Source organism: Streptomyces sp. SAS_270, from assembly GCF_052543295.1.
In genome coordinates this window covers 170081-195410 of sequence record NZ_JBMNDS010000002.1, presented here as the reverse complement: position 1 = coordinate 195410, position 25330 = coordinate 170081, and the positions used below count along the sequence as shown (strand labels likewise).

General features: G+C 69.8%; 22 protein-coding genes. 13 read left to right on the top strand and 9 right to left on the bottom strand.

All coding sequences use genetic code 11. The features are described from left to right. Window positions 1–361: 361 nt before the first annotated feature. The 5 genes from ACN6LB_RS02355 (at window position 362) to ACN6LB_RS02335 (ending at window position 6443) form a co-directional block, all read left to right on the top strand. The gene (locus tag ACN6LB_RS02355; RefSeq protein WP_445024316.1) at window positions 362–1138 is read left to right on the top strand and encodes a GntR family transcriptional regulator; all 777 of its coding nucleotides are present in this window, start codon (window positions 362–364) and stop codon (window positions 1136–1138) included. Window positions 1139–1151: 13 nt separating this feature from the next. After that, window positions 1152–1700 (top strand): UTRA domain-containing protein, encoded by a 549-nt coding sequence (locus ACN6LB_RS02350; RefSeq protein WP_445024315.1) that lies wholly within the window; start codon window positions 1152–1154, stop codon window positions 1698–1700. Window positions 1701–2306: 606 nt separating this feature from the next. After that, the gene (locus tag ACN6LB_RS02345; RefSeq protein WP_445024314.1) at window positions 2307–2441 is read left to right on the top strand and encodes a hypothetical protein; all 135 of its coding nucleotides are present in this window, start codon (window positions 2307–2309) and stop codon (window positions 2439–2441) included. A 1385-nt stretch (window positions 2442–3826) separates the two neighbouring features. Next, entirely contained in the window at window positions 3827–4981 is a 1155-nt protein-coding gene (locus tag ACN6LB_RS02340) for a M23 family metallopeptidase (RefSeq protein WP_445024313.1), read from the top strand. Between the two features lie 1015 nt (window positions 4982–5996). Continuing rightward, window positions 5997–6443: an SCO4402 family protein gene (locus ACN6LB_RS02335; protein WP_445024312.1), complete on the top strand. Its 447-nt coding sequence runs from the start codon at window positions 5997–5999 to the stop codon at window positions 6441–6443. Window positions 6444–6501: 58 nt separating this feature from the next. Here the strand turns inward: ACN6LB_RS02335 and ACN6LB_RS02330 are convergent, their stop codons facing one another. Both ACN6LB_RS02330 and ACN6LB_RS02325 read right to left on the bottom strand, forming a co-directional pair. Further along, window positions 6502–7449: a hypothetical protein gene (locus ACN6LB_RS02330; protein WP_445024311.1), complete on the bottom strand. Its 948-nt coding sequence runs from the start codon at window positions 7447–7449 to the stop codon at window positions 6502–6504. 273 nt (window positions 7450–7722) lie between these two features. Continuing rightward, window positions 7723–8931 carry a serine hydrolase domain-containing protein gene (locus tag ACN6LB_RS02325; RefSeq protein WP_445024310.1) on the bottom strand — a complete coding sequence of 403 codons (1209 nt, stop codon included), beginning with the start codon at window positions 8929–8931 and terminating at the stop codon, window positions 7723–7725. Window positions 8932–9155: 224 nt separating this feature from the next. Here ACN6LB_RS02325 and ACN6LB_RS02320 point away from each other — a divergent pair, with 224 nt between their 5' ends. Beyond that, the gene (locus ACN6LB_RS02320; RefSeq protein WP_445024309.1) at window positions 9156–10016 is read left to right on the top strand and encodes a tetratricopeptide repeat protein; all 861 of its coding nucleotides are present in this window, start codon (window positions 9156–9158) and stop codon (window positions 10014–10016) included. 70 nt (window positions 10017–10086) lie between these two features. Here the strand turns inward: ACN6LB_RS02320 and ACN6LB_RS02315 are convergent, their stop codons facing one another. Continuing rightward, window positions 10087–10785 carry a hypothetical protein gene (locus ACN6LB_RS02315; RefSeq protein ID WP_445024308.1) on the bottom strand — a complete coding sequence of 233 codons (699 nt, stop codon included), beginning with the start codon at window positions 10783–10785 and terminating at the stop codon, window positions 10087–10089. 250 nt (window positions 10786–11035) lie between these two features. On the opposite strand from ACN6LB_RS02315, the gene ACN6LB_RS02310 reads away from it, so the two are divergent. The 5 genes from ACN6LB_RS02310 to ACN6LB_RS02290 all read left to right on the top strand — a co-directional run bounded on the left by ACN6LB_RS02310 (window position 11036) and on the right by ACN6LB_RS02290 (window position 16859). Continuing rightward, complete coding sequence (locus tag ACN6LB_RS02310; protein WP_445024307.1) at window positions 11036–11641, top strand: hypothetical protein; 606 nt, start codon at window positions 11036–11038, stop codon at window positions 11639–11641. A gap of 123 nt (window positions 11642–11764) precedes the next feature. Continuing rightward, window positions 11765–13018, top strand: a complete 1254-nt coding sequence (locus ACN6LB_RS02305; RefSeq protein ID WP_445024306.1) for a peptidoglycan-binding protein — start codon at window positions 11765–11767, stop codon at window positions 13016–13018. Further along, window positions 13015–13713, top strand: a complete 699-nt coding sequence (locus tag ACN6LB_RS02300) for an ABC transporter ATP-binding protein (protein WP_445024305.1) — start codon at window positions 13015–13017, stop codon at window positions 13711–13713. The genes ACN6LB_RS02305 and ACN6LB_RS02300 overlap by 4 nt, the downstream gene beginning before the upstream one ends. Before the next feature lie 149 nt (window positions 13714–13862). Further along, complete coding sequence (locus tag ACN6LB_RS02295; RefSeq protein WP_445024367.1) at window positions 13863–14990, top strand: ABC transporter permease; 1128 nt, start codon at window positions 13863–13865, stop codon at window positions 14988–14990. 135 nt (window positions 14991–15125) lie between these two features. Beyond that, window positions 15126–16859 carry a sensor histidine kinase gene (locus ACN6LB_RS02290; protein ID WP_445024304.1) on the top strand — a complete coding sequence of 578 codons (1734 nt, stop codon included), beginning with the start codon at window positions 15126–15128 and terminating at the stop codon, window positions 16857–16859. Here the strand turns inward: ACN6LB_RS02290 and ACN6LB_RS02285 are convergent. The 6 genes from ACN6LB_RS02285 to ACN6LB_RS02260 form a co-directional block, all read right to left on the bottom strand. Then, on the bottom strand, window positions 16845–17552 hold the full coding sequence (locus ACN6LB_RS02285) for a response regulator transcription factor (protein WP_445024303.1): 708 nt from the start codon (window positions 17550–17552) through the stop codon (window positions 16845–16847). The genes ACN6LB_RS02290 and ACN6LB_RS02285 overlap by 15 nt on opposite strands. Window positions 17553–17634: 82 nt before the next feature. Continuing rightward, window positions 17635–19536, bottom strand: a complete 1902-nt coding sequence (locus tag ACN6LB_RS02280; RefSeq protein ID WP_445024366.1) for a copper resistance CopC/CopD family protein — start codon at window positions 19534–19536, stop codon at window positions 17635–17637. Between the two features lie 190 nt (window positions 19537–19726). Continuing rightward, window positions 19727–20500 (bottom strand): SDR family NAD(P)-dependent oxidoreductase, encoded by a 774-nt coding sequence (locus ACN6LB_RS02275; protein WP_445024302.1) that lies wholly within the window; start codon window positions 20498–20500, stop codon window positions 19727–19729. After that, window positions 20497–20976, bottom strand: a complete 480-nt coding sequence (locus ACN6LB_RS02270; protein WP_445024301.1) for a cupin domain-containing protein — start codon at window positions 20974–20976, stop codon at window positions 20497–20499. Before ACN6LB_RS02270 ends, ACN6LB_RS02275 begins: the two co-directional genes overlap by 4 nt. Before the next feature lie 31 nt (window positions 20977–21007). Then, entirely contained in the window at window positions 21008–21628 is a 621-nt protein-coding gene (locus ACN6LB_RS02265; RefSeq protein ID WP_445024300.1) for a GNAT family N-acetyltransferase, read from the bottom strand. Then, on the bottom strand, window positions 21621–23780 hold the full coding sequence (locus ACN6LB_RS02260) for a penicillin acylase family protein (RefSeq protein ID WP_445024299.1): 2160 nt from the start codon (window positions 23778–23780) through the stop codon (window positions 21621–21623). Before ACN6LB_RS02260 ends, ACN6LB_RS02265 begins: the two co-directional genes overlap by 8 nt. Before the next feature lie 80 nt (window positions 23781–23860). Between ACN6LB_RS02260 and ACN6LB_RS02255 the strand changes: the two genes are divergently transcribed. Further along, window positions 23861–24583: a siderophore-interacting protein gene (locus ACN6LB_RS02255; protein WP_445024298.1), complete on the top strand. Its 723-nt coding sequence runs from the start codon at window positions 23861–23863 to the stop codon at window positions 24581–24583. A gap of 66 nt (window positions 24584–24649) precedes the next feature. Then, window positions 24650–25255 (top strand): HhH-GPD-type base excision DNA repair protein, encoded by a 606-nt coding sequence (locus ACN6LB_RS02250; RefSeq protein ID WP_445024297.1) that lies wholly within the window; start codon window positions 24650–24652, stop codon window positions 25253–25255. Window positions 25256–25330: the final 75 nt, after the last annotated feature.

The window sequence follows — 25330 nt, the reverse complement described above, 5'->3', positions numbered from 1 at the left end:
TTGTGCACGTCTCCTTCGGAACTGCGGCTCCCGTGTCAGGTAGAGCCGCCATGGTCCGTTTCAGGCGGAGACAAGACCTCTCGGTCTGCCCTCCGGCTGCAAAGGTGCCGGGAACCTCCCCCCGTCCAACGCGGGGCTCCTGGTCGTGCGAAGCAGCCCAAAGAAGGGCCCCTCCGGCGCTTCGCTGAACTAGTTCTGCGGTGCGCTGTGACGATTAAGGCACGCTCCGGAGTGGGTGTCAACAGAACTAGTTCAGAGGTCCCGAAAATCGTTCGGACGCCCGCGGAGCGATCCCGACTATCCTGTTAGGACTAGTTCTGTAAGACTGGGGTCGCGAGTCACACATCCAAGGGAGTCACGCGTGGAGGAGACCAAGGTTCCGAAGGTTCAGCGGCTCGCCGCTGAGCTGCGGACGAAGATTCGACAGGGGGCGTATCCCCCGGGGTCTGCGCTGCCCAAGGTCCGGGAACTTCAGGAATCCGAAGGCGTCGCCTACCAGACCGTCCGCGACGTGTACCGGGTACTGGAGGACGAGGGCCTGATCATCTCCCGCAGAGGTGAGGGCACCTTCGTGTCGCCGATCCTCGGGAAGATCCACCGGGACGGCACCGGCCGCTACATCAAGTCGGCTCGGGAAGAGGCTGGCGCTCGGGGCGCGTTTGCGGCGGAAATCGCCAGGCTCGGCATGACTTCGAGCGCGACAACCGTGATCAGCCGGGAACGGCCACCGAAGCGGGTTGCCGAGATCCTCGGCATCCATCACTCCGCGAAGGCACTCGTCAGGGCGCGGGTCATGCGCGCTGACGCCACCGTGGTGCAGGTGGCGACGTCGTACTTCCCCGGGGATGTGACGTTCGGTACGCAGCTTGAACAGCAGGACACCGGGGACGGCGGAAGCAAGTCCCGTCTCGCCGAACTCGGCTACCAACAGACCCGCATCCGAGAGTCCATCGACGTACGACCCCCGAGCAAGACTGAAGCCGAGTCGCTTGGCGTATCAGCCGACAGGTTGGTCTACGAGATCACCCACGTTGGCCTGACCGAGAGCGGAAGGGCCGTGGAGGTCTGCGTGCACGTTATGCCCATCACCCTGTGGTCACTCAGCTATGAGTGGCCCATCGACCTGCCCGCAGTCTGAGAGGAACACCGAAGTGAGCAGCAACACCGCCATCGTTCGCGACGCCACAGAGCGCTACCGCACTGCTCGACGGGAGGCAGGCGAGAGCCGGGGCGCTTTCGAGACCGAGATCAAGCGGCTCGGGGGGACTCCCCGAGTGGAAACCGCGATCCGTCGCGACACCGCACCCTCCGAGGTGGTCGAACTTCTCGACATCGCGGCCACCGACCAGACCGTCATCCGCGCCCGGCACATGTACGACGGTGACCGCCTGGTCCAGCTTGCCGACTCGTACGTCCCCCTGGACGTGGCAGAGGCGGCAAGCATCGAGAACCCTGACCCGGGTCTTGGCGGCATCATCAGCCGGATGCGTGACGCGGGATACGAGCAGACCGAGGCGATCGAGGAGATCACGCTGTACGCGGCGACCTCGGTTGAAGCGGAGGCCTTCGGCGTCGAGGTCGGCAGCAACCTGCTTCAGATCACGCACACCGGTTACACGAAGACCGGTCGCGCCGTTGAGGTCACCGTCCACCGCCCCAGCCCCGGTTGGGTTCTGCGCTTCAGCCCGCCCATTAGCTGACGCCAGCACATCGCGACGGCCCGCACCGAATGGTGCGGGCCGTCGCTGTTTCTTACCTGAGAGGATCCGGGCGCTCCGAGAAGGCAAGGGCATCGAACGCGAGAGGCTGCACGGGAATGCGTGACTCGCGTCACGCCCGACAGGGGTTCGATCATGAAGTGATCCGGATGGCAAACGCGGCAGGCGAAAGATCAACCAGTGGGAATCGTCTTAGCGGGTAAGAGGCTTGGGGATCTCGCGCTAACTGGAGCTAACTGGAGCTAACTGGAAGAAGCTCAATCAAGCTCACTCAAACTCACTAGGGCTTACTAGAACTTACTAGAAACCGCGTGCGACCAGCCCTGTCTGTCGCGAGCATAATAGTGATCATGATTCCAGTTCACCCCAGTCGACTACCTGGTTGTGCACTTAATTATACGCAAGAGCAAAGTTGCTTTCCTGGTCGATAGTCCGACGGGATTTGGCGCCTGCTCTTGGAGTCGAGCCAACTCCTCTATGCTGGGGGGCACTTCCTCTCAGAGGTCCCCCGAGTCGTTCGCCTCGCGGGAGGCGAACTCCTGGGCTTAGCTCAGGGTTTCCCCCTCGGACCGAAGGGAGGGATACGAGGTGACCGAAGAGTCTTCTTCTGGCGATCACTGTGCACGGTGCGAGCGCCGTCTGTCTTTCAGGCAGGCGATGATCGACTGGGCACCAGTGATTGTTGTGGTCATCAAGGAAGTGGTGCTGCTCTTCTGGTCCTGACCAGAAGCACGGCGTACCGGCCGGTGGGCTCAGCAAAGAGCCCGACCGTGGATAGATCGGCCGGGCTCGTGACTTGCACCTCTTTGGGCCTGGCGCTGTTGGAGCAGCGGCGGGCCCTTCCTTGTCTCTTAAGACTTGCGAGGCCAACTGCATCGTAAGGCATTCCCATTGCATTGCCATGGCCTACGAGGGACAGTGGCGACTGTTAGCGTCCCCGACCCACCGTAAAACTACACACGGTCCGCACAGGCTCGTTTCCGCAGCTCGGGCTGATCGACGCTGAGCCGGGGCAAGGCGTTTTTGAGTTGCCCACATGGGCTCCAGCAGCGTTGGTGGGTGCGCGTCCCGACATCAACGACTGACATCAACAGTCGCGTACACCAGTGCACAACTGTGGACCAGCGCAGGCCTATCGTCATGGACCGGGGGCGCTCAACGGCTGGTTGACGGGGCGCACATCCGGGGTGAACGCGCCTACGGATCAGAAGGTTGCCAGTTCGATTCCTCACTGCTCAACACGGCCTCGTTGTCCTGGTCTTTGTCCAGTGCGCTGACGGACGCCACCGTTCACCGTGGTACACACACCCACTCTGACCTGCCTCGCGAACCCCCACGAACGCCCCCGGACGGCCATGCGGACAGTTGGAAAGCGTGTTGGGGGCAACCCCTCACGAGTTCGAATCTCGTATCCTCCGCCAGTGCCTCACCGGGCACGATGTCGAAGGGCCCCACCGTTCGCGGTGGGGCCCTTCGTCGTTGTCCGTCCCAGTTGGTCTCTGAACGAGCACCGGGTACACACCGCGCTCGCGTCTCGCCCCCAGCGCCGACCGGTCTTCTCCCACTCAGCAGGTTCTACGCAACCACCTGTTACCAACAACGGCCGGACCACGGCTGGCCAGCACGCAGATACGCCGCCTTCGCGTGCGCCCAAGCACACCGGCGAGAGGGTTGCGCGCCCAACCACCCAAGGGTGTAAGGCCCTGCGGATCACCGCGTCGAGTCGACAAAAGCGCAGTTCGGGTGAGGGTTGCGGCGCTAACCCTCACGTCCCTCATTCTCAGCGCGCTGTCGGGAACCCCCGCAGTCCCTAAAAGAGGTGGAGTCCAGGAGCCGGTGGTCGATGCGGCTGGACGGGTGCAGTTCGGCACCTGAGTCCGGCGGCCTCCAACCGGAGCGACGCGCCGCCGGATTACATGAACCTGCGTCTCGGCGCGGGGCGTGCCGGCGTCCTTCATGGCCCCGGATCCGACGAATGAAAGAGCGCAATGGCAGAGCGCGACCCTCGCAACCGCACTGGCCGCAGCCCGCTACTTCGCGGGCTCGCCGCTGCCGTGCTCGTGGCCGGCATGCTGGTGGCCTCAGCGGGACCGGGATACGGAGCCGGCGTGGCCACTGCGGCGCCCGGCGCACAGTTCACGCCGTTGACGGCGGCAGTCATGACCGAACCGACGCCGTTCGTCGCCACGGACGGCAGGACACACCTCTCGTACGAACTGCTCACCACGAACGCACTGTCCAGCAGCACGCCGGTGCGGCTCGACCGTGTCAACGTCCGAGACGCCCACACGCACCGGGTCGTCGGCTCGCTGAGCGGGCAGGCGCTGGCCGAGGCCGCCAATCCGGTGGGCGACCCCCTGCCCGGTGCGGACGGGTACACCCCGGCGCCCCCGGCCCCGACGCCGACCGTCATCCAGGGCTCCCAGAAGTGGATCATCTGGCTCGACCTGGTCCTCGACCGCGGTCAGCCGGTGCCCAAGGTCCTCGAACACCATCTCTCGGGTGCCGTCCTGGCCCCCTCCGGCCCCTCCGCATTCGAGGAGACGGTGCAGGCCACGCGGACCGGCCGCACCCCGCCGTTGAACCTGGACCCGCCGGTCCGCCCCGGCACCTGGTACGCCAGCGAGTCGTGCTGCGGCAACACCCACCACCGGCGCGGCCTCGGCCCGATCAACGGCCGCTTCTACGTGCCGCAGCGCTTCGCGATCGACTGGTACCGGGTCGGCAGGCAAGGGCAGACCTGGGAAGGCGACCCCGCACGGCTCACCAGCTACCTGAGCTACCGGCAGCCGGTCGTGGCCTCGGCCGGCGGCAGAGTGGTGGAGGTCCAGGACGGGGTCCCGGACAACACGCCGCCCCTCACGCCGCCCATCCCGCCGATCGAGAACACGGTCGGCAACCACGTCACCGTGGAAGTCGCGCCGGGCCGCTATCTGCTCTACGCCCACATGAAGCCCGGCTCGCTCAGGGTCCGGGAGGGCGATCACGTCGAAAGCGGCCAGGTCCTCGGGCTGATCGGCAACAGCGGCAACTCGACCACGCCGCACCTGCACTTCCAGGTGATGACCACGGCCGAGTTCTTCCCGACCGACAGCCCGCCGTTCACCTTCCGGCAGTTCCGCGTCCTCGGCCAGGTCGAACCCCGGCTCTGGGACGACAATCTGGGCGTGCAGCCGACCGGCGTCCTGCCGATCACGCCCTCGCCGTACGAGGGCCGTCACCGTGCGCGGTATCCGCTCGACCGCGAGGTACTGGAGTTCTGACCGGACCCTGGCGAGCCCACGGCCGGGCGCCCGGCTGCCGCAACGTAGGACTCTCATGCCCCGTTTCTGTGGGAGCCCAGGGACAGACCCCAGGTCAATGACCTGGGGTCTGTTTCTTGTCCAGGCCCGATCGCGCCTTCTGCCTGCCTCCACCGAATGCCACGCCCGAACCGCCGCAGACAATCGCCGCGATGTGGCCTGCCCGGTACACAGCGCTGATGTCGCGGAGATGTCGTCGACGGGGGAGCTGCCGAGCACGAGGAGGTCGACGTCTGCGCCGGGGCGCAGTACGCGACGGCGCTCGGGTCGAAGGCGAACGGCACCGCGGAGCCGCCGCACCGGCCCGGCCCCGCCACCTCGAGAGCGGGGCGGACCCAGGGCAGGCCGGCGGACCCGGCATTGGGGTCGATCACCCATGATCCAGTGCTCCGGCAACGGTCGCTGGGGTCTCGTGCCCTGGGGGGACCTGGCCGAAGTCGATATCCACTCCGCGATGCGGCTCCGGATCGAACATGCCCTGGATACGGCTCGGAGCGCGCCCTGCCTCGGCTGAGATCCCAAACGCCCGGATCAGGGGGCAGGCTATCTTTATTCCTGTGGCGAGCCCGCGTCGCTAGCCGGACAATGGAGTTGTGCTCAGCAGAGATCACTCGTTTCTGTTTCGCCTTTCATCCCGAACAGACGCGGCTCCGCACGGAGGTGTTTCCGTGATGACGAAAGCCAGCGGCCAACCAGCTCACGCGGGGCCGATACCCAAAGCGCAATACGATGTATATTGCCCGCAGGAAGGGTACGAGGTCCTCTCGGGGTTCGACAGCATAAACGAGGCCAAGAAGGCCGCAAAGAAGCACAACCTCGAAAACTCTCCACCACATGAGGCTCGGGCAGTACCACATCACTATGGCCCCGATGAGGGGTCGGTCCACTCCTAAAGCTCAGTTCGAAGCGTTCAGCCAGGCGGAGTCGCCTGACATCATGGCTGACATCCATGGCTGACATCCATGGCTGACCATCGATGGACTCCATCTACCGCGGGAAGTTCTTTGTGGTTAGGCTCGGCGCCGTGAGCGAAGACGCCCGCCTTTTGGCGAACCACCGTGTCCACGTCGTACCCGTGGTTCTGGCCCTGGCCAACCCGCCTTGGCAGCGGGACGTCTGGCTTGACCCGTCGATGTTCGAGAACCTGGACCACGTCTTCCATACCCTCTTCGATGACTTCTGCGACGCCGACGAGCCAGAGCAATACCTCGGCGTCAGTCTGAGAACTGAGGAAGAGGTCGCTCTCATGCGTGAGCTGGGCATCGCGCTCAACGCCGCGGCTACCGAGGCGCCAGAGGAAACCGACGCGGAGTATCTACGGACCCCCTCGTGGCCAAAGGTCGTCGCGGTCGCGGGTCGTCTCGCTCAGGTCATGGTCGCGAACGACCTGAAGGAACTCGCTGCCATGCACGAACCGATCTGAGTACGGGCTGAGCGGGCTGAGCACTGGCACGCAAGGCGAGCTGCCGCACGAATTGCGTCTAATGTTCTTGATTTCGCACCCCGATGACAAGGGAACCCTCGGGACCGCTCGGAGATGCCGCTTTCAGGAGTTCGTCTTCCCTGGAGTCGATGAACCGGGTGAATATCTGCTGCGAGTACCCGAATATCGCCGCGAAAGCAAGGATCTCCCATCCCGTGTCGATATGGAACCCCGGGGTCGCGAACAGCAGGAGCAGTCCCAGCACTGCTGTTATTCCGCCCAGTGAGACCTTCAGTATTGCCTGGCCTACGTGTACCAAGTAGGGGTCTTCGATTCGCTGCTTTCGCGCCAGCGAGTAGACGGCTGAAACTGTTGCCCCTGCTGCACCAATGAGCTCGATCAGCAGAATGTCGCTGCGGCTCGGCCTCGTCCCCAGTGGGCAGACCATCTCCTTCCCGAAGTTACTGCACGCGAGATCGGACTTCCAGTGTGCGTTCACGACTCCGAGCAGGACTGTAAGCGCTATGAGTACCACTGCCGCCACCAGGAGAATGACATTGAACGTCCGGAGTCGGCCACGGGTGAAGCCGTTCGAAATGTAGGCTCCGCGCAGCGCGCTCTCTATTCGCTGGCGATCGGCAGGAGGGATTTCTTCCCCGTCCTTCTCCTTGAAGTTGTCAAGCCATTTACGGCGTTGGTCTTGAGGCATCAAGTAGCTTTGGACGGTTTGCCTGATCCTGGGGAGTTCACCGCAGAGCATTTCATCCGTCAGCAAGCGAAGCAGCAATGCGTCGGCCGCCTGCATTCGAGAGATGGCAATATCTGCTGAGCCCGCGTATCGCCAAGGTGCGATTCTCGCCTGCGCCGCCTGCTGTGACAGTTTTGCATTGAGCACGACCCCCTCGTAGGCAACGTGGAGTTCCTCTGCCCCGGCGACCCATTTTCCGGAGTCTGCCTCGACGGTACAGTCGCGCTTTATCGCCGCTATCCTGGCTGTGTATTCCATCCAGTCCGTACGGGTTTCACAGCTGACCCGCCAGCGTGACTTCGCGACGTTTGGCACAATGATCCCTCGTCGATCTTGGCCTTGGATGGCAAGAGGCCCATGACGTTCCCTCGCGAAGCGGGCATCGTCCGGACTGTTCCTCGACTTTCAGTCTGCGCCGGAGGTTCGCCGGGTGCATCTCGGACGATCTCCCATGGGCCTACCGCTGCTTCGGCCTGGGCCAGGCGCCCGGAGTGGTCCGACGAGAACCCGAGCTTCGCGAGTGGGGACGTTCTAGCGCGGGGGGACCGGGCGGTCGTAGACGTTGTCGGGGGTGACGATCTCGGTGATCGCTCGGGCTACCAGTGAGGACGGCTCCTGGCCGGCGTGTGTGATGTCGGTGTTGAGGATCAGCACCAAGGTCGCCTTCCGCGAGGGGAGGTAGACGGTCACGGTTTCGTAGCCGGGGATGGAGCCGTTGTGCCCGATCCAGCCGCCGCTCTTGAAGATGCCGAGGCCGTAGCTGGTGCCGGGGTGGCCGGTCGGCAGCATCTTGAGCCGCTGCCTCTGGGTCTCCGGGCTGAGCAGCGTCCCGGTGGCGACGGTCTTGGCCCAGCGGCGCAGGTCGTGCAGGTTCGAGATCATCGCGCCGGCCGACCAGGCCCAACTGGGGTTCCAGTCCGTGGAGTCCTCGACCTCGCCGCTCAGCGTCTGGTTGGTGTAGCCGCGCGCGTGCGGTTCGGGGAACTCGGGGCCGCTGGGGAACAGCGTGTGGCCGAGGTGGGCCGGGCGGAGCACCCGATGGTGGATGAAGTCGGCGGCGCGGTGGCCGCTGACCTTCTCGATCACCAGACCGAGGAGGATCAGGTTGCTGTTGGAGTACTGGAACTGCGTGCCCGGCGCGAAGGTGTTGCGGTGCTTGAAGCCGTACGCGAGCACCTCCCGCGGGGTGAACGGGCGGCTCGGGTCGCTCAGCAGGTCGTGCACGAAGTCGGGGTCGGCGCTGTAGGGGAACAGGCCGCTGCGCATCTCGGCCAGGTGGCGCAGCGTGATGTGGCGACCGTTCGGCACGCCGTGGACGTAGCGGGAGATCGGGTCGTCCAGCCGGATCCGCCGGTCGTCGACGAGCTTGAGCAGCGCGGTGACCGTGAACGTTTTGGTCTCGCTGCCGATCCGGATGTACAGGTCGGTGGTCATCGGCTCGCGAGTGGCGGTGTCGGCGACACCGGTCGCGCGGACGTAACACCCCTTGCCCGGCATCCACAGTCCGACGGCGGCGCCGGGGATGCCGGCCTCCCGGCGGACGTTCTCGACGGCCTTGTCCAGCCGAGCGGTCGTGCCGCGGCCGAGGCCTCCCGGCGTGCACTTGTCCTGGCCGTGCCGGTCGACGCCGGCGGGGTGGACCGCAGTGGCGGACATGGCGGAAGTCGCCGTAACCGGGGCCAGTACGGCTGCCACCAGCAGCGCGGCTGCGAACAGACGTCGGGAGGGAGTACGTCGCATGTCGGCTCGCTTCTTCCGGATCGGGGCTGATGCTGCAACGCCACCATCCGACTTCCGGTGGGACATCCTTCTGCGGCACGCGTCCCTCCGAGTCCACTCGATCGGACCGATGTTCGCCCGCGGTACGTGGCCAACCGACGCGGAGCAGCTCCAGGCATCCGTCCGGTCGGAAGTCGCCGCCCTTACGCGAGGTGCCGATCTGCCGTGCGGCAGGATGGCGCCTCATGAGTGATGCTCCCGTCCCCTCAGGGGGTGATTCCGCCGCCGAGTTCATCGAGCGAGGTCAGCAGGCTGCCGCGAAGGGAGACTGGAAGGCGGCTGTCGCGGCTTGGATCGCCGGTTCCAACGCCGGAAGCCTGGACTCGGCGAACCTCGTGGTCACGGCGGTCCCCCCGCTGAAGGCGCAGGCCGACGAAGGGGACGTTGAGGCACAGGCTCTCGTGGCCGGCGTGCTGCTCGACTTCTTCACCGACGCCGCCCAACCGATGGTGCTGTCCTACGCGACAGCCGCGGCGCGGGCCGGGCATCCGGCAGCCCAGCGCACCTTGGGCGTCATGTACCGCACCGGCCGCGGAGTCGAGGCGGACGCGTTCCAGGCCGAGGCCCTCTTCACGGCGGCCGCGGAGGCCGGCGACGCGTACGCCGCCTTCAACCTGGCGGGCATGCACATCACCGGCGATGCCCGGGTCAGGGACCACGACCGGTGCATGCGTCTGCTGCGCCAGGCGGTCAGCGGGGGCGTGATCGAGGCGGCTGCCGTGCTCGGCGACCGGCTCTCCGCCATCGACGAGGACGCCGAGGCCCTGAGCTGGTACCTGTACGCCGCCCAACGGGGGCACGCGGGTTCGATGTTCGGCGCCGGCTGCCGGTACCGCGACGGCCTGGGAACAGCACCGGACCCGGTCCAGGCCGTGCGGTGGTTCCTGGCGGTGCTCGACAAGGGGAATGGAGACGGGATCCATGAGGCGATCCAGCTGGTGAAGCAGGGCATGACCGACGAACAGATCCGCACCGCTGGTCGACTGGCCGGCCGCCCCTCCGAGGCCGAAACCCTCATCCGCACGGCCCGCCGGCACGGCGGGTGATCCCCGCCCCACCACACCGCGACTTCCCGAGTTCAGGGCTTCGCCCGGCCGCCTGATGCCGCCGGCGCCGTCACTTCCCGTCGCGCAGTGCGTCACTGATCTCCAGAAGCCGCCTCTCGGGCAGAGCGAAGGCATTGCCGGGGTTTCGGAAGGAGTGGCCGCCGTCGTTGGTCCAGACGCCGGCTGTCGGCGTCCAGTGGGCGGGAGCCCACAGGCCCTGGTTCTCAAGGAGCATCCTCGCCACTACCGCGGGCTCCTCGATCCAGGTGAGAGCGGCTAGGGCAGTGGTGAGGACAGCAGCGGCGTCGTCGGGAAGTTGTGCGTCGCCGAGTGTGGGGAAGAGCAGCAGGAGACGGGCGGCCGCGTCGCCGGCGCCCTCTGTTGCCGGCTGTCGAGCAACGGACAACAGTTCCGGCCAGGCCATGCCGGGCCCCATGAAGTGACCGTCGACAACGGCGAGCGTTTCCGATTTGGACCAAGCCGCGTGATGGATGACGTAGTCCACGCCTTGGTCGTCCTCGAAGTTGCGGTAGACGACATGGATGGTGTGGCCGGAGCGCAGGGGCACGTTGAAGACCGGCCACTCGTGCTCGGCGGACAGCGTGCGGTTCAGCTCCATGGCCGCGTCCCAGTCGGCGCCGAACGCGGCTCGTTGTGCGTCCTCCCCGCGCAAGCTGGTGCCGAGGTGTACGGGCCAGAACAGCGGGTTGTCCAGGTAGGCGCTGCCCTGGACCAGTGGGCCGCCTTCGTATCCGGGGATCTTGAGCACATGCGGATGATGGCACGCGGGGCAGACACCACTTCGGGGTCGAGGTCCGGCCCCGCTCCGTGCGGATTCCTGTGCGCGGGCACGGTGTCGAAGGGCCTCACCGTTCGCGGCGGGGCCCGGCGTGCCAGCGGCGTGCCGGCGGCCGCATGATCGGCTGACAGGTTCTTCAAAGGTTCTTCATTGTCTGCGTCCTACCGTCGGCCTGCCCGCCGCGTCCGTGGACGGGTTCGACAGGAGAGCGGGAGAACCGATGAGGATGAATCGGGTACTGCCGGCCGCGGCGGCCTCGGTCGTGGTCTTCGCACTGACCGGCTGCGGCAGCGACGGCGGTGACTCGAAGGTTCCGACGGCGGACCGTGGCGACTCGTCCGCCTCGGCCACGAAGGCGGGCGGCCAGAGCGGCGGGGACGACGTGGCCGCGTACGTGAAGGCGCAGCGGGGTTGGGTGCAGTGCCTGCGGGACAACGGTGTGGACGCGCCGGACCCGGACGAGAAGGGCGAGGTCGACTTCGGTGGTGGTGGCGGCGACAAACTGCTTGCCCTGAAAAAGGATCCGAAGTTCCTCAAGGCGTCGGTGAAGTGCGCCGACAAGAAGGCCACCGTCCCCGAGAGCATCGAGGATGCCAAGCGGCCCAGGCTCACCGCCGCGCAGATCGAGGTCGCGCGCGACCTGGCCGCCTGCATGCAGAAGCACGGCGCCCCCGACTACCCCGACCCCGGCCCCGACGGCTACCCGACGAACAGCAACTCGGGCGTCCCCGAGTGGGACCAGAGCTCCGCCGGTGCGCAGCGCGCGATACGCGTCTGCGCGCCGATCGCAGGCAACCCGACCAACCCGCCCGCGGCCAAGGGCTGAAGGTTGACAGAGACAGAGACAGAGACAGAGACGGTGGCGGGGGCGGGGGTTGGTGACACGGACGGGGGCGTTCCCGCGCCGCCACCGCCTCGCGGTCGGCGCGGCCGGCGCAGGCGGCGTACGGTGCTGATCGCTTCGACGGTCGCCGTCGTGGCGGCGGTCTCCGTGGTCGGCGCGCTCGGGCTGGGCGGCGGCAAGGACGAGGGGTCGGCTGTCCCGCGACGGGCCGGCTCCGTCGTACCGGTGACGCGGGAGACACTGACCGAACGCACCACGGTGGACGGCCAGCTGGGCTACGGCACGGAGCTGCCGCTGCCGGTCAAGGCGACCGGGACCGTGACCTGGCTGCCCGAGCAGGGTGCGACGGTGGAGCGCGGCGGCGAGTTGCTCCGGGTCGACGACCGGCCCGTGGTCCTCATGTATGGACCGCTGCCGATGTACCGAAGCCTGGGGCTGACCCCCCAGGAGAACGAGCAGGACTCGGGCGGGCAGCAGCCGAGCACCGCCGGGAACGGCAAGTCCCCGAGCGCCTCCGGTTCACCGGCACCGAAGGCCATCGCAACCGAAGGAGAAGGAACCGGGGGAGGCACGACCGGAGGAGGCGCGACCAGCGAGAGCGCGACCGGAGGAACCGCAACCGGCGGGGACACCGGCACCCCCCACGCACCGAGCGAACCGTGGGGCATGGATGTCATGCAGTTCGAGACCAACCTGGCCGCCCTGGGCTACACCGGTTTCACGGTGGACGAGCGGTTCACGCCCGGCACGGCCGCGGCAGTCAGGCGTTGGCAGAAGTCGCTCGGACTGGCCGAGACCGGCGCGGTCGGCGTGGGCGACGTCATCTACTCCGCCGGAAGGGTACGGATCGGCTCCGCCGGCGCCCGGCTCGGCTCGGCGGTCGGCGAGAACACCCTCACGTACACCGGTACCGCCCGGAAGGTGATCGTCAACGCCTCGGCCGCGGACGCCTCCTGGGCCGTACGCGGGTCTGCCGTCACGGTCGAACTGCCCGACGGCACACGGGTGAAAGGCAGGGTGGCGTCGGTCGGCAAGCAGGCGAACGCGCCCGAGGGGGGCGGCGGCGAAGGCGGTTCGGGACAGCCCGCCACGGTTCCCGTGACCGTCACCGTCGAGGACCAGCGGTCCATGGGGCGGTGGGAGAGCGGCCCGGTGACGGTCGAGTACGTGGGCAAGCAGGTCACGGACGTGCTGGCCGTCCCGGTCGCCGCGCTGGTCGCCCTCGCCGAGGGCGGGCACGGCCTGGAGACCGCGGCCGGCCGGTTCGTCGCCGTACGGACGGGGCTCTTCGCCGACGGCAATGTGGAGGTCAGCGGACCCGCGGTCCGCGAGGGCATGAAGGTGAGGATCCCGGAGTGACGGCGGTCGTGGAGTTCGACGCGGTCTCCAAGACCTACCCGGGCGGCGTGGCCGCGGTACGGGACGTGAATCTGCGCATCGGACGGGGTGAACTGGTCGCGATCGTCGGCCCGTCGGGCTCCGGGAAGTCGAGCATGCTCAACCTCATGGGCAGTCTCGACCACCCTTCCGCCGGCCGGGTCCTGGTCGACGGCCACGACGTGGCGAGCCTGTCGGACCGGGAGGTCTCCGCTCTGCGGGCCACCCGGATCGGCTTCGTCTTCCAGCAGTTCCACCTCGCGGTCGGTGTCCCCGTACTGGACTCGGTGGCGGACGGCCTCCTCTACGCGGGCGTGCCGATACGCCGCCGCCGCGCCAGGGCGGCGGCCGCGCTGGCCCGAGTGGGGCTCAGCCACCGCGTGCACCACCTGCCTCACCAGTTGTCCGGCGGCGAACGCCAGCGCGTCGCGGTCGCCCGGGCGGTGGTCGGCGGACCGTCGGTGCTGCTGGCGGACGAGCCGACCGGAAACCTCGACTCGGCGTCGGGAACGACGGTCCTCACCCTGCTGCGGGAGTTGAACGCCACCGGCACAACCGTCGTCGTCATCACCCACGACCGCGACATCGCAGCCGGGCTGCCGCGCCGCATCGAGATGCACGACGGCCGTCTGGTCGCCGACACGGCACGGCCCACGAGGATCGGGGCACCTCGGTGACGGACCGCACGACGAACTCCTCCGGACGGGAGCCGAGGCCGGACCCGACCCCCACCCCGACCCCCACCCGGGCCTCGACCCCCGCCCCGTCGCGGCTACGCGCCGCGCGGCTCGTTCCCGCCGACGTCGTACGGCTCGGCGGCACCGGCCTGCGCACTCGTCCGCTGCGCGTCTTCCTCTCCGCGCTCGGCATCGCCATCGGCGTCGCCGCGATGATCGCGGTGGTCGGCATCTCCGGCTCCGGGCAGGCGGAGGTCGACCGCCGGCTCGACGCCCTCGGCACGAATCTGCTGCGGGTGGCCCCTGGCCAGACCCTCACCGGCGACGAGGCCAAGCTCCCGCCGGAGTCCGTGGCCATGATCCGCCGTGTTCCCCCGGTGCAACAGGTCGCCGCCACCGGCGAGACCGGGGCCGACATCTACCGCAACGAACGCATCGCCATCGGCCACACCGGCTCCCTGCACGTCCTGGCGGCCGGCGCCGATCTGCTGCCTGCCGTGGGCGGAAAGGTCCGCAAGGGCCGCTGGCTGGACTCCGTGACGCAGGAGTACCCGGCTGTCGTGCTCGGCTCGACCGCCGCCCGGCGGCTCGACGTGTACACCCCCGGCACCCGGGTCTGGCTCGGCGATCGCTGGTTCTCGCTGATCGGCGTCCTGGATCCGGTGCCGCTCGCACCGGAGATCGACAGTGCCGCTCTGGTCGGCTGGCCGGCAGCCGAGAAGTACCTGCGCTTCGACGGCCATCCCTCGACGGTGTACGTCCGTGCCGAGGACAGCCGGGTCACGTCCGTACGGGCGGTGCTGGCGGCCACCGCGTACCCCGAGAGGCCCGGCGAGGTGCAGGTCTCCCGCCCCTCCGACGCTCTCGCGGCCCGCGAGGCGACCGAGTCGGCTCTGACCGGACTGCTGCTCGGCCTCGGCGGCGTGGCACTCCTGGTCGGCGGGGTCGGCGTCGGCAACACCATGGTCATCTCGGTCCTGGAACGCCGCCCCGAGATCGGCCTGCGCCGTGCCCTGGGGGCGACGCGCGGTCAGATCCGCACGCAGTTCGTCACGGAGTCCCTGCTGCTGTCGCTGATCGGCGGGCTCGGCGGAACGGTGCTCGGCACGCTCATCACCGCCGGATACGCCCTCAGCCGCGACTGGCCGACGGTCGTCCCGGCGTGGGCGAGCGCGGCGGGCATCGGCTCGACGCTCGCCATCGGCATGGTGGCCGGCCTGTATCCGGCAGTCCGGGCCAGCAGGCTGTCACCGACGGAGGCGCTGTCCGGTACGTGAGCCGACCCGAAGCCGGTGGCCTTCCGTACGGTGACCTTCGTACGGACCTGGGGGCGGTCTCGGCCGAGGCCGCCCCCGGACCGCCTGACCTGGCACCACTCAGAAGGAGTCCCGTGCGATGAGGAGTCCCGTGCGATGAGTTTCCGGCTCCGGGTCCTCGCCCTGCTGATGCTGGTCGCGATGGCCGCCACCGCCGCCACCGCCTGGCTCACCTTGCGCCAGGCGAACCGCCAGGTGCAGGAGACCGTCACGGCCGGCCGGCAGGAGACCTCCCGGATCACCGGCGAACTCCGCGCGTACGGGTTCGCGCACGGCACCTGGGACGGACTCTCGCCGACGGTGGCCGGGCTCGCGAGGGACACCGGCCAGCGCGTCCGGGTCGCCACGGAGTCCGGCGTCCTGCTCGCCGACTCCGACGCCCTCGCCGGTCGTGATCCCCGCGCGCTGAGCAGCCAGCCCCCGGTCCTGGTCGACCCGCGTCCCGTCCTGCGGCTCCCCGAGGGCCTGGCACCGCGGCTCTCGCTGAAGCAGACCGCCCAGGCGATCGCCGACTACCGGGCGGCAGTGGTGTACGCGGCCTGTCTGACGCGGGCGGGGGCCGAGCCGACGGCCCGGCCGGACGACCGGGGTGTCCCCCGGATCAGTACGGGCCGCCGACCGGCGCGGTGCGCGGAGCCCAACGGGGCAGCGGATCCGCGCATCCAGCAGGATTTCGACGCGCTGCGGGTGTGCGAGTCCGAACAGCGGTTCGCCGGCTGCGTGCAGCGGGTGTTCAACGAGCGGGCCGCTTCCGTCGCTCCGCCACGCCTGGAGATCCACCTCGGCGTCCGGAACGAGTCCCCGCCCACCCTGGCCGCCACGCCCACCGTGGCAGTCGCGGTGGGCGTCGCCCTCGCGGTCATCCTCGGCGCTCTGCTTCTGAGCAGGGCCGTACTGCGCCCCGTCCGAGCCATGACACTCGCGGCGAAGGGGCTGGGCGAGGGCGACCTGGCGCGGCGCGTCCCCGTCTCCGGCCGCGACGAGATCGCGCAACTCGGCGGCGCCTTCAACCGCATGGCCGACTCCATCCAGGCCGGCGAGGCACGCCAGCGCCGCCTCACCAGTGACATCGCGCATGAACTGCGCACACCGCTGGCCAATCTGCGCGGCTATCTGGAGGCGCTGCGGGACGGGGTCGTCGAGGCGACCCCGGAACTGCTCGCCTCCCTCCACGAGGAGGCGCTCCTGCAGCAGCGGATCGTCGACGATCTCCAGGATCTCGCCCTGGCAGAGGCAGGCGCGCTCACCTATCACCGCTCCGAGGTCGACCTGCGCGAGCTCCTGGAGACCAGCCGCAGGGCCCACCGCGCCCAGGCCGAGGCGGCGGGCGTCGCGCTCGAACTGGAGGCACCACGGCCCGTGTTCGTGACCGCCGACCCTGACCGGCTGCGCCAGGTCGTCGGCAACCTGGCCGGCAACGCACTGCGGGCCACCGAGCCGGGCGGCATCGTGACCCTGGCCCTGATCCCGCACGATGAGCTGGCCGTCGTGGAAGTACGGGACACCGGCAAGGGAATACCGGCAAAGGACCTGCCGCATCTCTTCGACCGTTTCTGGCGAGCGGACGCGTCACGGGGCCGGGCGACCGGCGGCAGCGGCCTCGGGCTGTCCATCGCCCGTCAGATCGTCACCGACCACAGGGGGACGATCGATGTGCTCAGCACGGTCGGGGAGGGCACGACGTTCACGGTCGTACTGCCCACGGCTCCGGGAGGCGACGGCGCATCGGGCGATCGCAGATCAGGCGGCAGCGCTTCAGGCGATCGCACATCAGGCGGCAGCGCTTCAGGCGATCGCAGATCAGGCGACGGCGCGTCAGGAGGGCGTTGAGCCCGAACCGTCGGCGAGGCGATAGCCCCGCCCGTACACCGTCTCCAGGTGGCCGGCCCGGCCCGGCTCCGCCGCCAGCTTCCGGCGCAGATTCATCACGTGCGCGTCGACGGTCCGCACCTGCACGTCCTGGTCGAACCCGAAGACGCGCTCGATGATCTGCGCCCGGGTGAAGACCCGGCCCGGTTCACGGGCCAGTGCCTCCAGGATGGAGAACTCCTTGGCGGTCAGCGCCACCGGCCGCCCCTCCACCCGGACTTCGAAGCGCGCGGTGTCCAGTTCCACCTCACCGACCCGCAGCACCGCGGGCTCCGCCGCGCCGCCGGCCTTCTTGGACCTGCGCAGCAACGCACGTACCCGCGCGGTCAGTTCGCGGGGACTGTACGGCTTGGTGAGGTAGTCGTCGGCGCCGAGGTCGAGGCCGAGGAGCATGTCCTCCTCGGTCGTGCGGGCGGTGAGCAGCAGTATCGGGACATCTGACTCGGTGCGCAGAATGCGGCACACATCGAGCCCGTCGACCAACGGCAGCATCACATCGAGAACGATGAGATCCGGCTTCGCCGAACGCGCCCGTTCCAGCGCCGCGCGGCCGTCGGCCACGACCTGCACCGCGTTTCCCTCCCGCTCCAGATAGATCCGGATCAGTCGGGACTGTTTCTCGTCGTCTTCGGCGACCAGAATCCGAGCGCTCAACGATTCTCCCCCAGCAAGGTCCTGCGCTTCCCGGAACCGTAATGCAGAAGCAGCCGGGGTATCCGGCCCTCATGGGCGAGATTCAGCGCACGATTCGTACCGTCTTCGACGCGGTCACCTGGTCCAGTTCGGAGACCCGGACCGTCACCTTCATCGTCCAGGTGCCGGGGAACGGCAGGTTGACCGCCTCCGTGCCCCAGTAGCCGCCCTGGTCGGTGAGGTCGGCGTCGAGGGGGCCGATCTTCTGGTCGGCCAGGGTGAAGGTGAGGCGCAGTTCGGGGACCGTGGAGACGCCTCCGTCGGGGCCGAACACCACGGCCTGGACGGTGTTCTCGCCGACGCGGCTCGGTTCGAGGGTGATCTGCACCGTGCCGTGACCGTTCGGGGTGCCTACGTCGAAGGGGATCACCGTGGTGGACGAGGTGGGCTCTCCCGCCGTCGACCCCGTGCCCGTGGCGGCCGACGCCTCGGTGGCGGCCCGCCCCGGCAGCGTGCCCGTGAGCACCGTGGTGATCACCAACACCACGATGCCGACGGCGACTTCGGCCAGGACCGAGCGGCGCAGACCACGGAGAGGAACCGGGGGCGGTGCGTCCTCGGGCGCGGCAACGCCGGTAGCCGCCTCAACCGACGAGGCGTCGACGGTAGCCGCCTCAACCAACGGGGCATCGGCCGTGGTCGTTGCAGCCGACGGCGCATCGGCCGTGGCCGCCGCAGCCGTCGAGGCCGCCGCCGTCGACGATCCCCCCACCGTCTCCAGCACGCGCTCCTTCTCCGGCGACTCCACCTTCGCCTCCGTCCCCACCCCAGCCCCCGCCAACCGAGCCGTCCACCTCCGCGAGACCCCCGCCGCCGCCAGCATCAGAGCCACCGCGCACAGCTTGGCGATCAGGATTCCGCCGTACGACGTGGAGGTGAGGGCGTGCCAGGAGCCGAGGCCGCGCCAGGACTGGTAGATGCCGGTGAGGGTCAGGACGGTCACGGAGGTGAAGGCGAGGCGGGAGAAGCGGGGGAGGGCGGTCGCGGGGAGGGGGGCTGCGGAACGGGAGCGGTAGAGGGTGATGAGCAGGGCGGCGAGTCCGCCGAGCCAGACCGCCATGGCGAGCAGGTGCAGGATCGAGGACGTCATCGCCAGCGGCACCTGGATTCCCGCGGAGGCGTGCTCGGCGGAGACCCAGGTCAGCGCCAGACCGACGCAGAGCGCGGCGCCCACGGCGAGCAGGGCGGGGGTCGGCCGTGCCTGATCGGCCCGCCTGCGCAGTCGTAGGAACAGCGCGGCCGCCACCGCCAGGAGCACCAGCCTTGCCAGGAGCGCCACTCCGGGGCAGCTGGTGAGGGTGTGGCGCAGGGCGGACGGGTCGAAGGCCGTCGCGGGGCCGCTGCCCGTCTCGTACGGGCCGCGCAGTACGAGCAGCGCGAGTGTGGTGGCGAGCAGGGTCCACCAGCCGGCGAGGAGTGGCTGCTTCAGCGGCGCGATGTCGTTCGGGCGGCAGACGAGGGCGAAGACGGCGGTGCCGATGAGAAGGGCGAGCGCGGTGTAGGCGCCGTAGCGGGCGATGTCGTAGAGGCTGCCCGTGGCCGGGTCCTCGACGGGGGTGTCCGGCACCGCCGCCGTGGTGGCGGAGCGTTTGCCGACGGAGAACGTGAACGCGCCCGAGACGGGGTGGCTGTCCGCCGAGACGACACGCCAGGCGACGGTGAAGGTGCCGGTGCCCAGGTCGCGCGGCAGGGTCACGCGGGCGGTGTCGGAGCGGCCGTCCGCGTGCTGCGGTTCGCCGGTGTGGACGCGCCGGTTGGCGGGGTCGAGAACACGGAAGGAGCCGTCGAGGAGGCCGACGGACTCGGTGAAGGTCAGCGTGACGGCACGCGGGGCCGACTTCAGGACGGCTCCGTCGCCCGGGTCGACGCTGCTGAGGCCGGCGTGCGCGGACGCGGTGCCCGCCCCGCCGAGGAGGAGCAGGCCCAGCACGGCGCCGAGCAGCACCAGGCCGCGAAGGACCCGCCGTCGTCCGCCGGGTTCCGCTCCCGCCACCGGGCCTCGTGCGCCACCGTGTCCTTCTTGCTGCCGTACGCCCACGTCGCGCTCTCCGTCTCCGGATCCGGGTATCCAGGTGTACGGGTATACGGACGGGCACCGTGGTGTGCTCACCGCGTTCGCGCCCTCAGTCGCTCCCTCACCAGGTCGGCCGCGTCGACACCCCTCCGTCGACCACCAGGTCGTGGCCGGTGATCCAGGACGCCATCGGTGAGGCGAGGAACACGCAGGCGTCGCCGATGTCCTCGGGGCGGCCCAACCTCCCGGTGGGCGCGGCCTGTTGCCAGCGCCGTACACCGTCCGGCCAGGCCTCGGCGAGTCCTTCACGGTCGACCAGACCGGGCGAGACGGTGTTCACGCGGATGCCGTGCGGCCCGTATTCGAGGGCCGCGGCGCGGGCGTGCATGACGACGGCGGCCTTGGAGGCGGAGTAGTGGGCGTGCAGCGGGGCGGGGTGGCCGGCCTCGATGGAGGCGATGTGGGTGATGGTGCCGCCGCCGGTCTCCCGCATGATCTCCGCGGCCGCCTGGGTGCAGGCGAAGACGCTCGACAGGTTGGTGTCGACCACGGCCCTCCAGTCGGCCAGGGACATGCCGGGCAGCTGCTGAACCGGCTGTACGCCCGCGTTGTTGACCAGCGAAGTCAGCGTTCCGCCCCACTCCGCCGCCTCCCGGACCACCCGTCGGCAGTCCTCCTCGCCCCGCAGATCGCCCCGCAGCGCGACCGCCGCCCCGCCCGACTCCCGTACGGCGTCCACCACTTCACCGGGGTCCGACGTACGGGCGTGCACGGCGACCGCCGCCCCCGCCCGGGCGAGCCGCAGCGCGATCCCGCGGCCGATGCCGCCCGCGGCCCCGGTCACGAGGGCGACCTGCCCGGCAAGGAGTGCCGGGAGTGGTCCGGGCGCCGTCACGGGCGGCCCAGCCCGGTGATCCGCGCCGCCTCCGCGGGATGGCGGGCGGCCAGTTCGGCGGCGTCCCCGTGTTCGTAGTCGCCGTAGGTGAATCCGGGGGCCATCGTGCAGCCGAAGAACGACCAGGCGCCGCCCGCGATGACCTGCGCGCCCATCCAGGTGCCCGCGGGGACGGTGAACTGCGGGTGCTGGCCGCCGAGTACGTCGGGGCCGAGGACGGCCGTGCGGGAGGTTCCGTCGGGGGCGAGGAGGAGCATCTCCAGCGGGTCGCCGAGGTAGAAGTGCCAGATCTCGTCGGTGGGGAGCCGGTGGAGGGCCGAGTAGTCGTCCGGTTCGGCGGTGAGCAGGGCGACGATCGCGGAACCTTCGGGGCGGCCGTCCGCGCGCTCGGGCCCCGCCCACGTACGGCGGAAGAGGCCGCCCTCTCGGGGGATGGGCTCCAACGCGTAGTGCGCGATCAGGTCTTCAGGGGTCACCCGGTCACCGTACGACGCCGCCGAAAGCCGCCTACCGGGTGACACTTCCGAAGACCGTCTCCCGCGTGAGGAAGGCGAGTCGGGCGCGCTTCTCCGGCAGGTACACGTCCGGCAGGTCGATCTCGGGCAGGACGACGGAGGGCCCGGCGACGAAGCCCTGGCGGAGGAAGCGTGCGATGGCCTTCTCGTTGCGCTCGTCGGGGTCGACCACGACACGGCGGCGGCCGAGCCCGAGCAGCACGTACGAGGTGAAGGCGCTCAGCAGGGCGGCGGAGAAGCCGGGGCGGGCGCCGCCCTTTCCGGAGGGGCCGATGAGGACGTGGACGCCGATGTCGCCGGGCTCGACGTCGTAGCACTCGCTGACACGGTCGGCCTCGGGCTCATAGGTCTGGAAGAGGGCGACGGGTTCGCCGTTCCCGACCACGAGGAAGGCGTGGTGGGTGTCGAGCGAGTCCAGATGGACGTACGTCTCCAGGACCTGCTCCCGGCTCAGCCCGGTCATGCCCCAGAACGCGGCGCGCTCCTCGCTCACCCAGCCGTGCACGACGTCCAGGTCGGCACGGGGGTCGAGGGGCAGGATGCGGACGGTTCCGAAGCCGTCGACGACCTGCTCGTGGACGGCGGCGCGGGCGGGGGCGTACGGCTCAGACATCGGACGCGGTCTCCTTTTCCTCGGGTTTCTGGGAGGGGTTGGTCAGGTGGTTCCAGTCGGTCACGACCGGGGCCAGATCTCCCTTGAGCCACAAGGGGAGTTGGTCGCGATGGTGGCGCGAGCCGGGGATTCCGGAGGCGCCGAAAGGGACCACCCAGAGGCTGTCGTCGCGGCGGGCCAGGTCCCAGACGTAGCGGGCGGCGGGCCCGCGCGCCGCCAGGTCGGTGAGGCCCGGCACGGCGGAGGTGCACAGCACGCAGTCGTGGTCCCCGGACAGACCCGGTTCGTCGTACGACGTGGTGGCGAGCGCCCGCCAGGGGGCCAGGCGGTGGGTGTCGCCCCAGGTGCCCTTCGGCTGCAGGGCGGCCACCTCCTCGATGGCCTCGCGGACCACGACCGTGCGGTCGACGCCGTACAACTCCCGTGCCGTAAGGAGGTGTTCGAGAGCGAAGGCGACCCGCGGGGTGAGCGCCAGCCACGGCCGGAAGACGTCCGGGTACGCGGGCGACGGGGGTCCCCCCGGTCGAGCGGAGCCGAGAGTGGGGGAGGTCAGGCACGCGAAGGCGGGGTGCGCGGCGAGCCGTCGTACGACCGCACTGCGGACGGCGGCGAACGCGGCGGCCCCGGTGCTGCTCGCCTCCATGTGCCGGTCCCAGCACAGGAGTTGGGCGGTGAGTTCGGCGGCGGCCGGGCTGAGCCGCTCGTCCGGCAGGGCGGCGAGGTGGTCCAACAGGGCTGCGGCGGAGGCGAGATGCGTGTCCGTATGGACGGCGGGCATGTCCGACGCCGACCACTCGACCCGGTCCGAGAGGAGGTGCCGGATGCGCGTGGCGCGGTGCGGTGGGGCGAACTCGACGCCGAGGGGGGTGGCGGGGCCGCGCTGGTTCGCCATGACGGCGATGCCGTCGTCGACGGTGCCGTACGGCATCTCGTGCCAGCCCTGCCACTCGTGGCCGGGCTCCCACGCGGCCACGATCCGCGTACGGTTCGCCGCGGCGCGCACCGGCACCCGGCCGGCCACCCGGTGCAGCAGACCGCCCTCGGTGTCGGCGGCCTGCACGACGTTCACGGGCTCGACCCAGGCGTCGAAGGCGCGGTCCACGTCGGCGACCCGGCGGGCCCGCAGAAGGGGGAGCAGCGCGCTGAAGCCGAGGTCGTCGGTGACGCGGGGCGGGTAGCGGAGGCTGATCGGCCCGGGAGCTCCGGTGTCCCCGTCGGCTCCGGTGCCTCCGTCGGCTCCGCCGATGACAACAGGTCCGCGCGGGGTCTCGACGACCTCGACCTCGACCGGTTCGCCGCCCGCGACCTCGAACGTCTCCACGTGCCGGGCGACGGGCCGCCACGCGCCGTCGGGATCGAGGGCCTCGACCTGCGCGCCCCGGCGTCTGAGCCGCTCGCGGTAGAGGTCCTGGTAGTCGGCCATGGCGTTGGTGATCGCCCACGCGACATGGCCGGTGTGGGCGAAGTGGGCGATGCCCGGGACGCCGGGGACGGCGAGGCCGACGACGTCGAACTCGGGGCAGGCGAGGTGGATCTGCTGGTAGACGCCGGGGTCCTCGATGAAGCGGTGGGGGTCGCCCGCGATGACCGGGAGCCCGGTGGTGGTGCGCTCGCCGGAGACGAGCCAGCCGTTGCTGCCGGAGGTCCCGGGCCCGTCGGTGGCGAACAGCCCGACCGCGTCCGCGCCCAGGTGCCGTACGGCCTCCTCGCGCCACAGCTTGGCGGGAAAGCCCGCGAACAGAAGGTGCGTGCCCAGCCAGACGCCGAAGGGGGACCAGGGTTCCCAGCGCCCGGGGGCGAGCCCGGCCGCGGCGAACTCGGGTGCGTGCCGGGCCCCTTCCGCCAGCCCTTCGTTCACCCCGTCGACGTACGCGACGATCCAGTCGGCGGTCTCCGGATCGCGCCGTTCCAGGGCGGCGAAGCAGCGCCGGGCGGTGTCGTCGAGGCGGGCGCGGCGGGCCAGGCGGTCCCAGCCGGCGGCTTCGGCGCCGAGGAACGCGGCCGAGGTGCCCTGCGAGCGGTGCCGTTCGACCTCCAACTGCCAGGCGCGGTCGAGGGCGGTGACGCGGCCCTGGGCGTGGGCGAGTTCGCGTGCGCTGCCCGCGCGCAGATGCGGGATCCCCCAGTCGTCACGGCAGATCTCGACGGCCACGATTCTTCCCCACTCTTTTCAGGTTAGGCTAACCTAACTTAATTCGTGGTGAAAGCGTACGCGAGGGGCGGAGACGGCGGATGGGCCAGGGTCATGGCTGGGAGGGCGCGGTCCTCAAGCTGCTGCGCGCGAAGGACTTCACCTTCACCGTGACGGACGCCGAGGACGTCACCCCGCACTACCGCCGCGTCCACCTCACCGACGGCGGCATGCTCGCCGCGACCGGCGTCCACCCGACGATGTGGGTCCGGCTGTGGTTCGACAACGCGGGCAGGCCGCATCAGCGGGCCTACACGCTGGTCGACCCCGACCCGGCGGCCGGCACCTTCGGCCTGGAGTTCGCGCTGCACGACGGGGTCGCCAGCGACTGGGCGCGGGCGGCGAAGCCCGGCGACACCGTCGAGGCGACCGTCCACGGCACGGGCTTCGAACGGCCCGCCCCAGGGCCCTCCCACCTCTTCGCGATCGCCGACCCGGCCTCTCTGCCCGCCCTCAACTCGCTGCTCGACGCCCTCGATCCGGTACCGGCGACCATCTGGTTCGAGGGCGACGGCGACGACCTGCCCTTCCGCACCGACCCGACCCGGCACGACACACGCCACGTCCTGCGCCTGGACTCCGGCGCCCACCTGGTCTCCCGCGTACGCGCCGACCTCCCCGACCTGCTGACCGCCACCCCCGACCCATACCTCTGGATCGCCTGCGACACGACAACGACCCGCACCCTGTCGTCGTACGTCCGCAGGGAGCTGGGCGTTCCCAAGCAGCGGGTGCATGCGCTGGGGTACTGGCGGGCGGGGTGACCGGTGTCGACACGGACGACCTGCGACGCGGTGGAGCTCTGGCGCACGCCGGGGCATGATCGGGGCATGGACGTCACTCTTCACCTCGCCCAGGACCCCGAGGCCGACGAGCTGCTCGGGCGGTCGCCGCTCGCCGCGCTGGTCGGGATGCTGCTGGACCAGCAGGTGCCGATGGAGTGGGCGTTCAAGGGGCCCTCGACCGTCGCCAGGCGGCTGGGCGCCGAGGATCTGGACGCGCACGAGATCGCCGTCCACGACCCGGAGGCGTTCGTCGCGCTGCTGTCGGAGAAACCTGCCGTGCATCGCTACCCGGGGTCCATGGCCAAGCGGATCCAGCAGCTGTGCGAATACCTCGTCGAACACTACGACGGGAACGCCGAGCTGGTCTGGAAGGGCGTCGACGACGGGCCGGAGCTGCTGCGGCGGCTGGAGGAGCTGCCCGGCTTCGGCAAGCAGAAGGCCCAGATCTTCCTGGCGCTGCTGGGCAAGCAGCTCGGCGTACGTCCGAAGGGATGGCGGGAGGCCGCGGGCGCCTACGGCGAGGCGAAGTCCTTCCGGTCCGTCGCCGACATCACCGGGCCCGAGTCGCTGGTCAAGGTGCGGGCGCACAAGCAGGAGATGAAGGCGGCGGCGAAGGCGGCGAAGGCGGCCGGGGCCGGGACCGGGAAGTAGGCCGAGCGGGCCGGTGCCGGGATGGCCGGCCCGGGTGGCCGCTCCGTCATTCGGGTGGCCCGTCCCAGGTGGCGG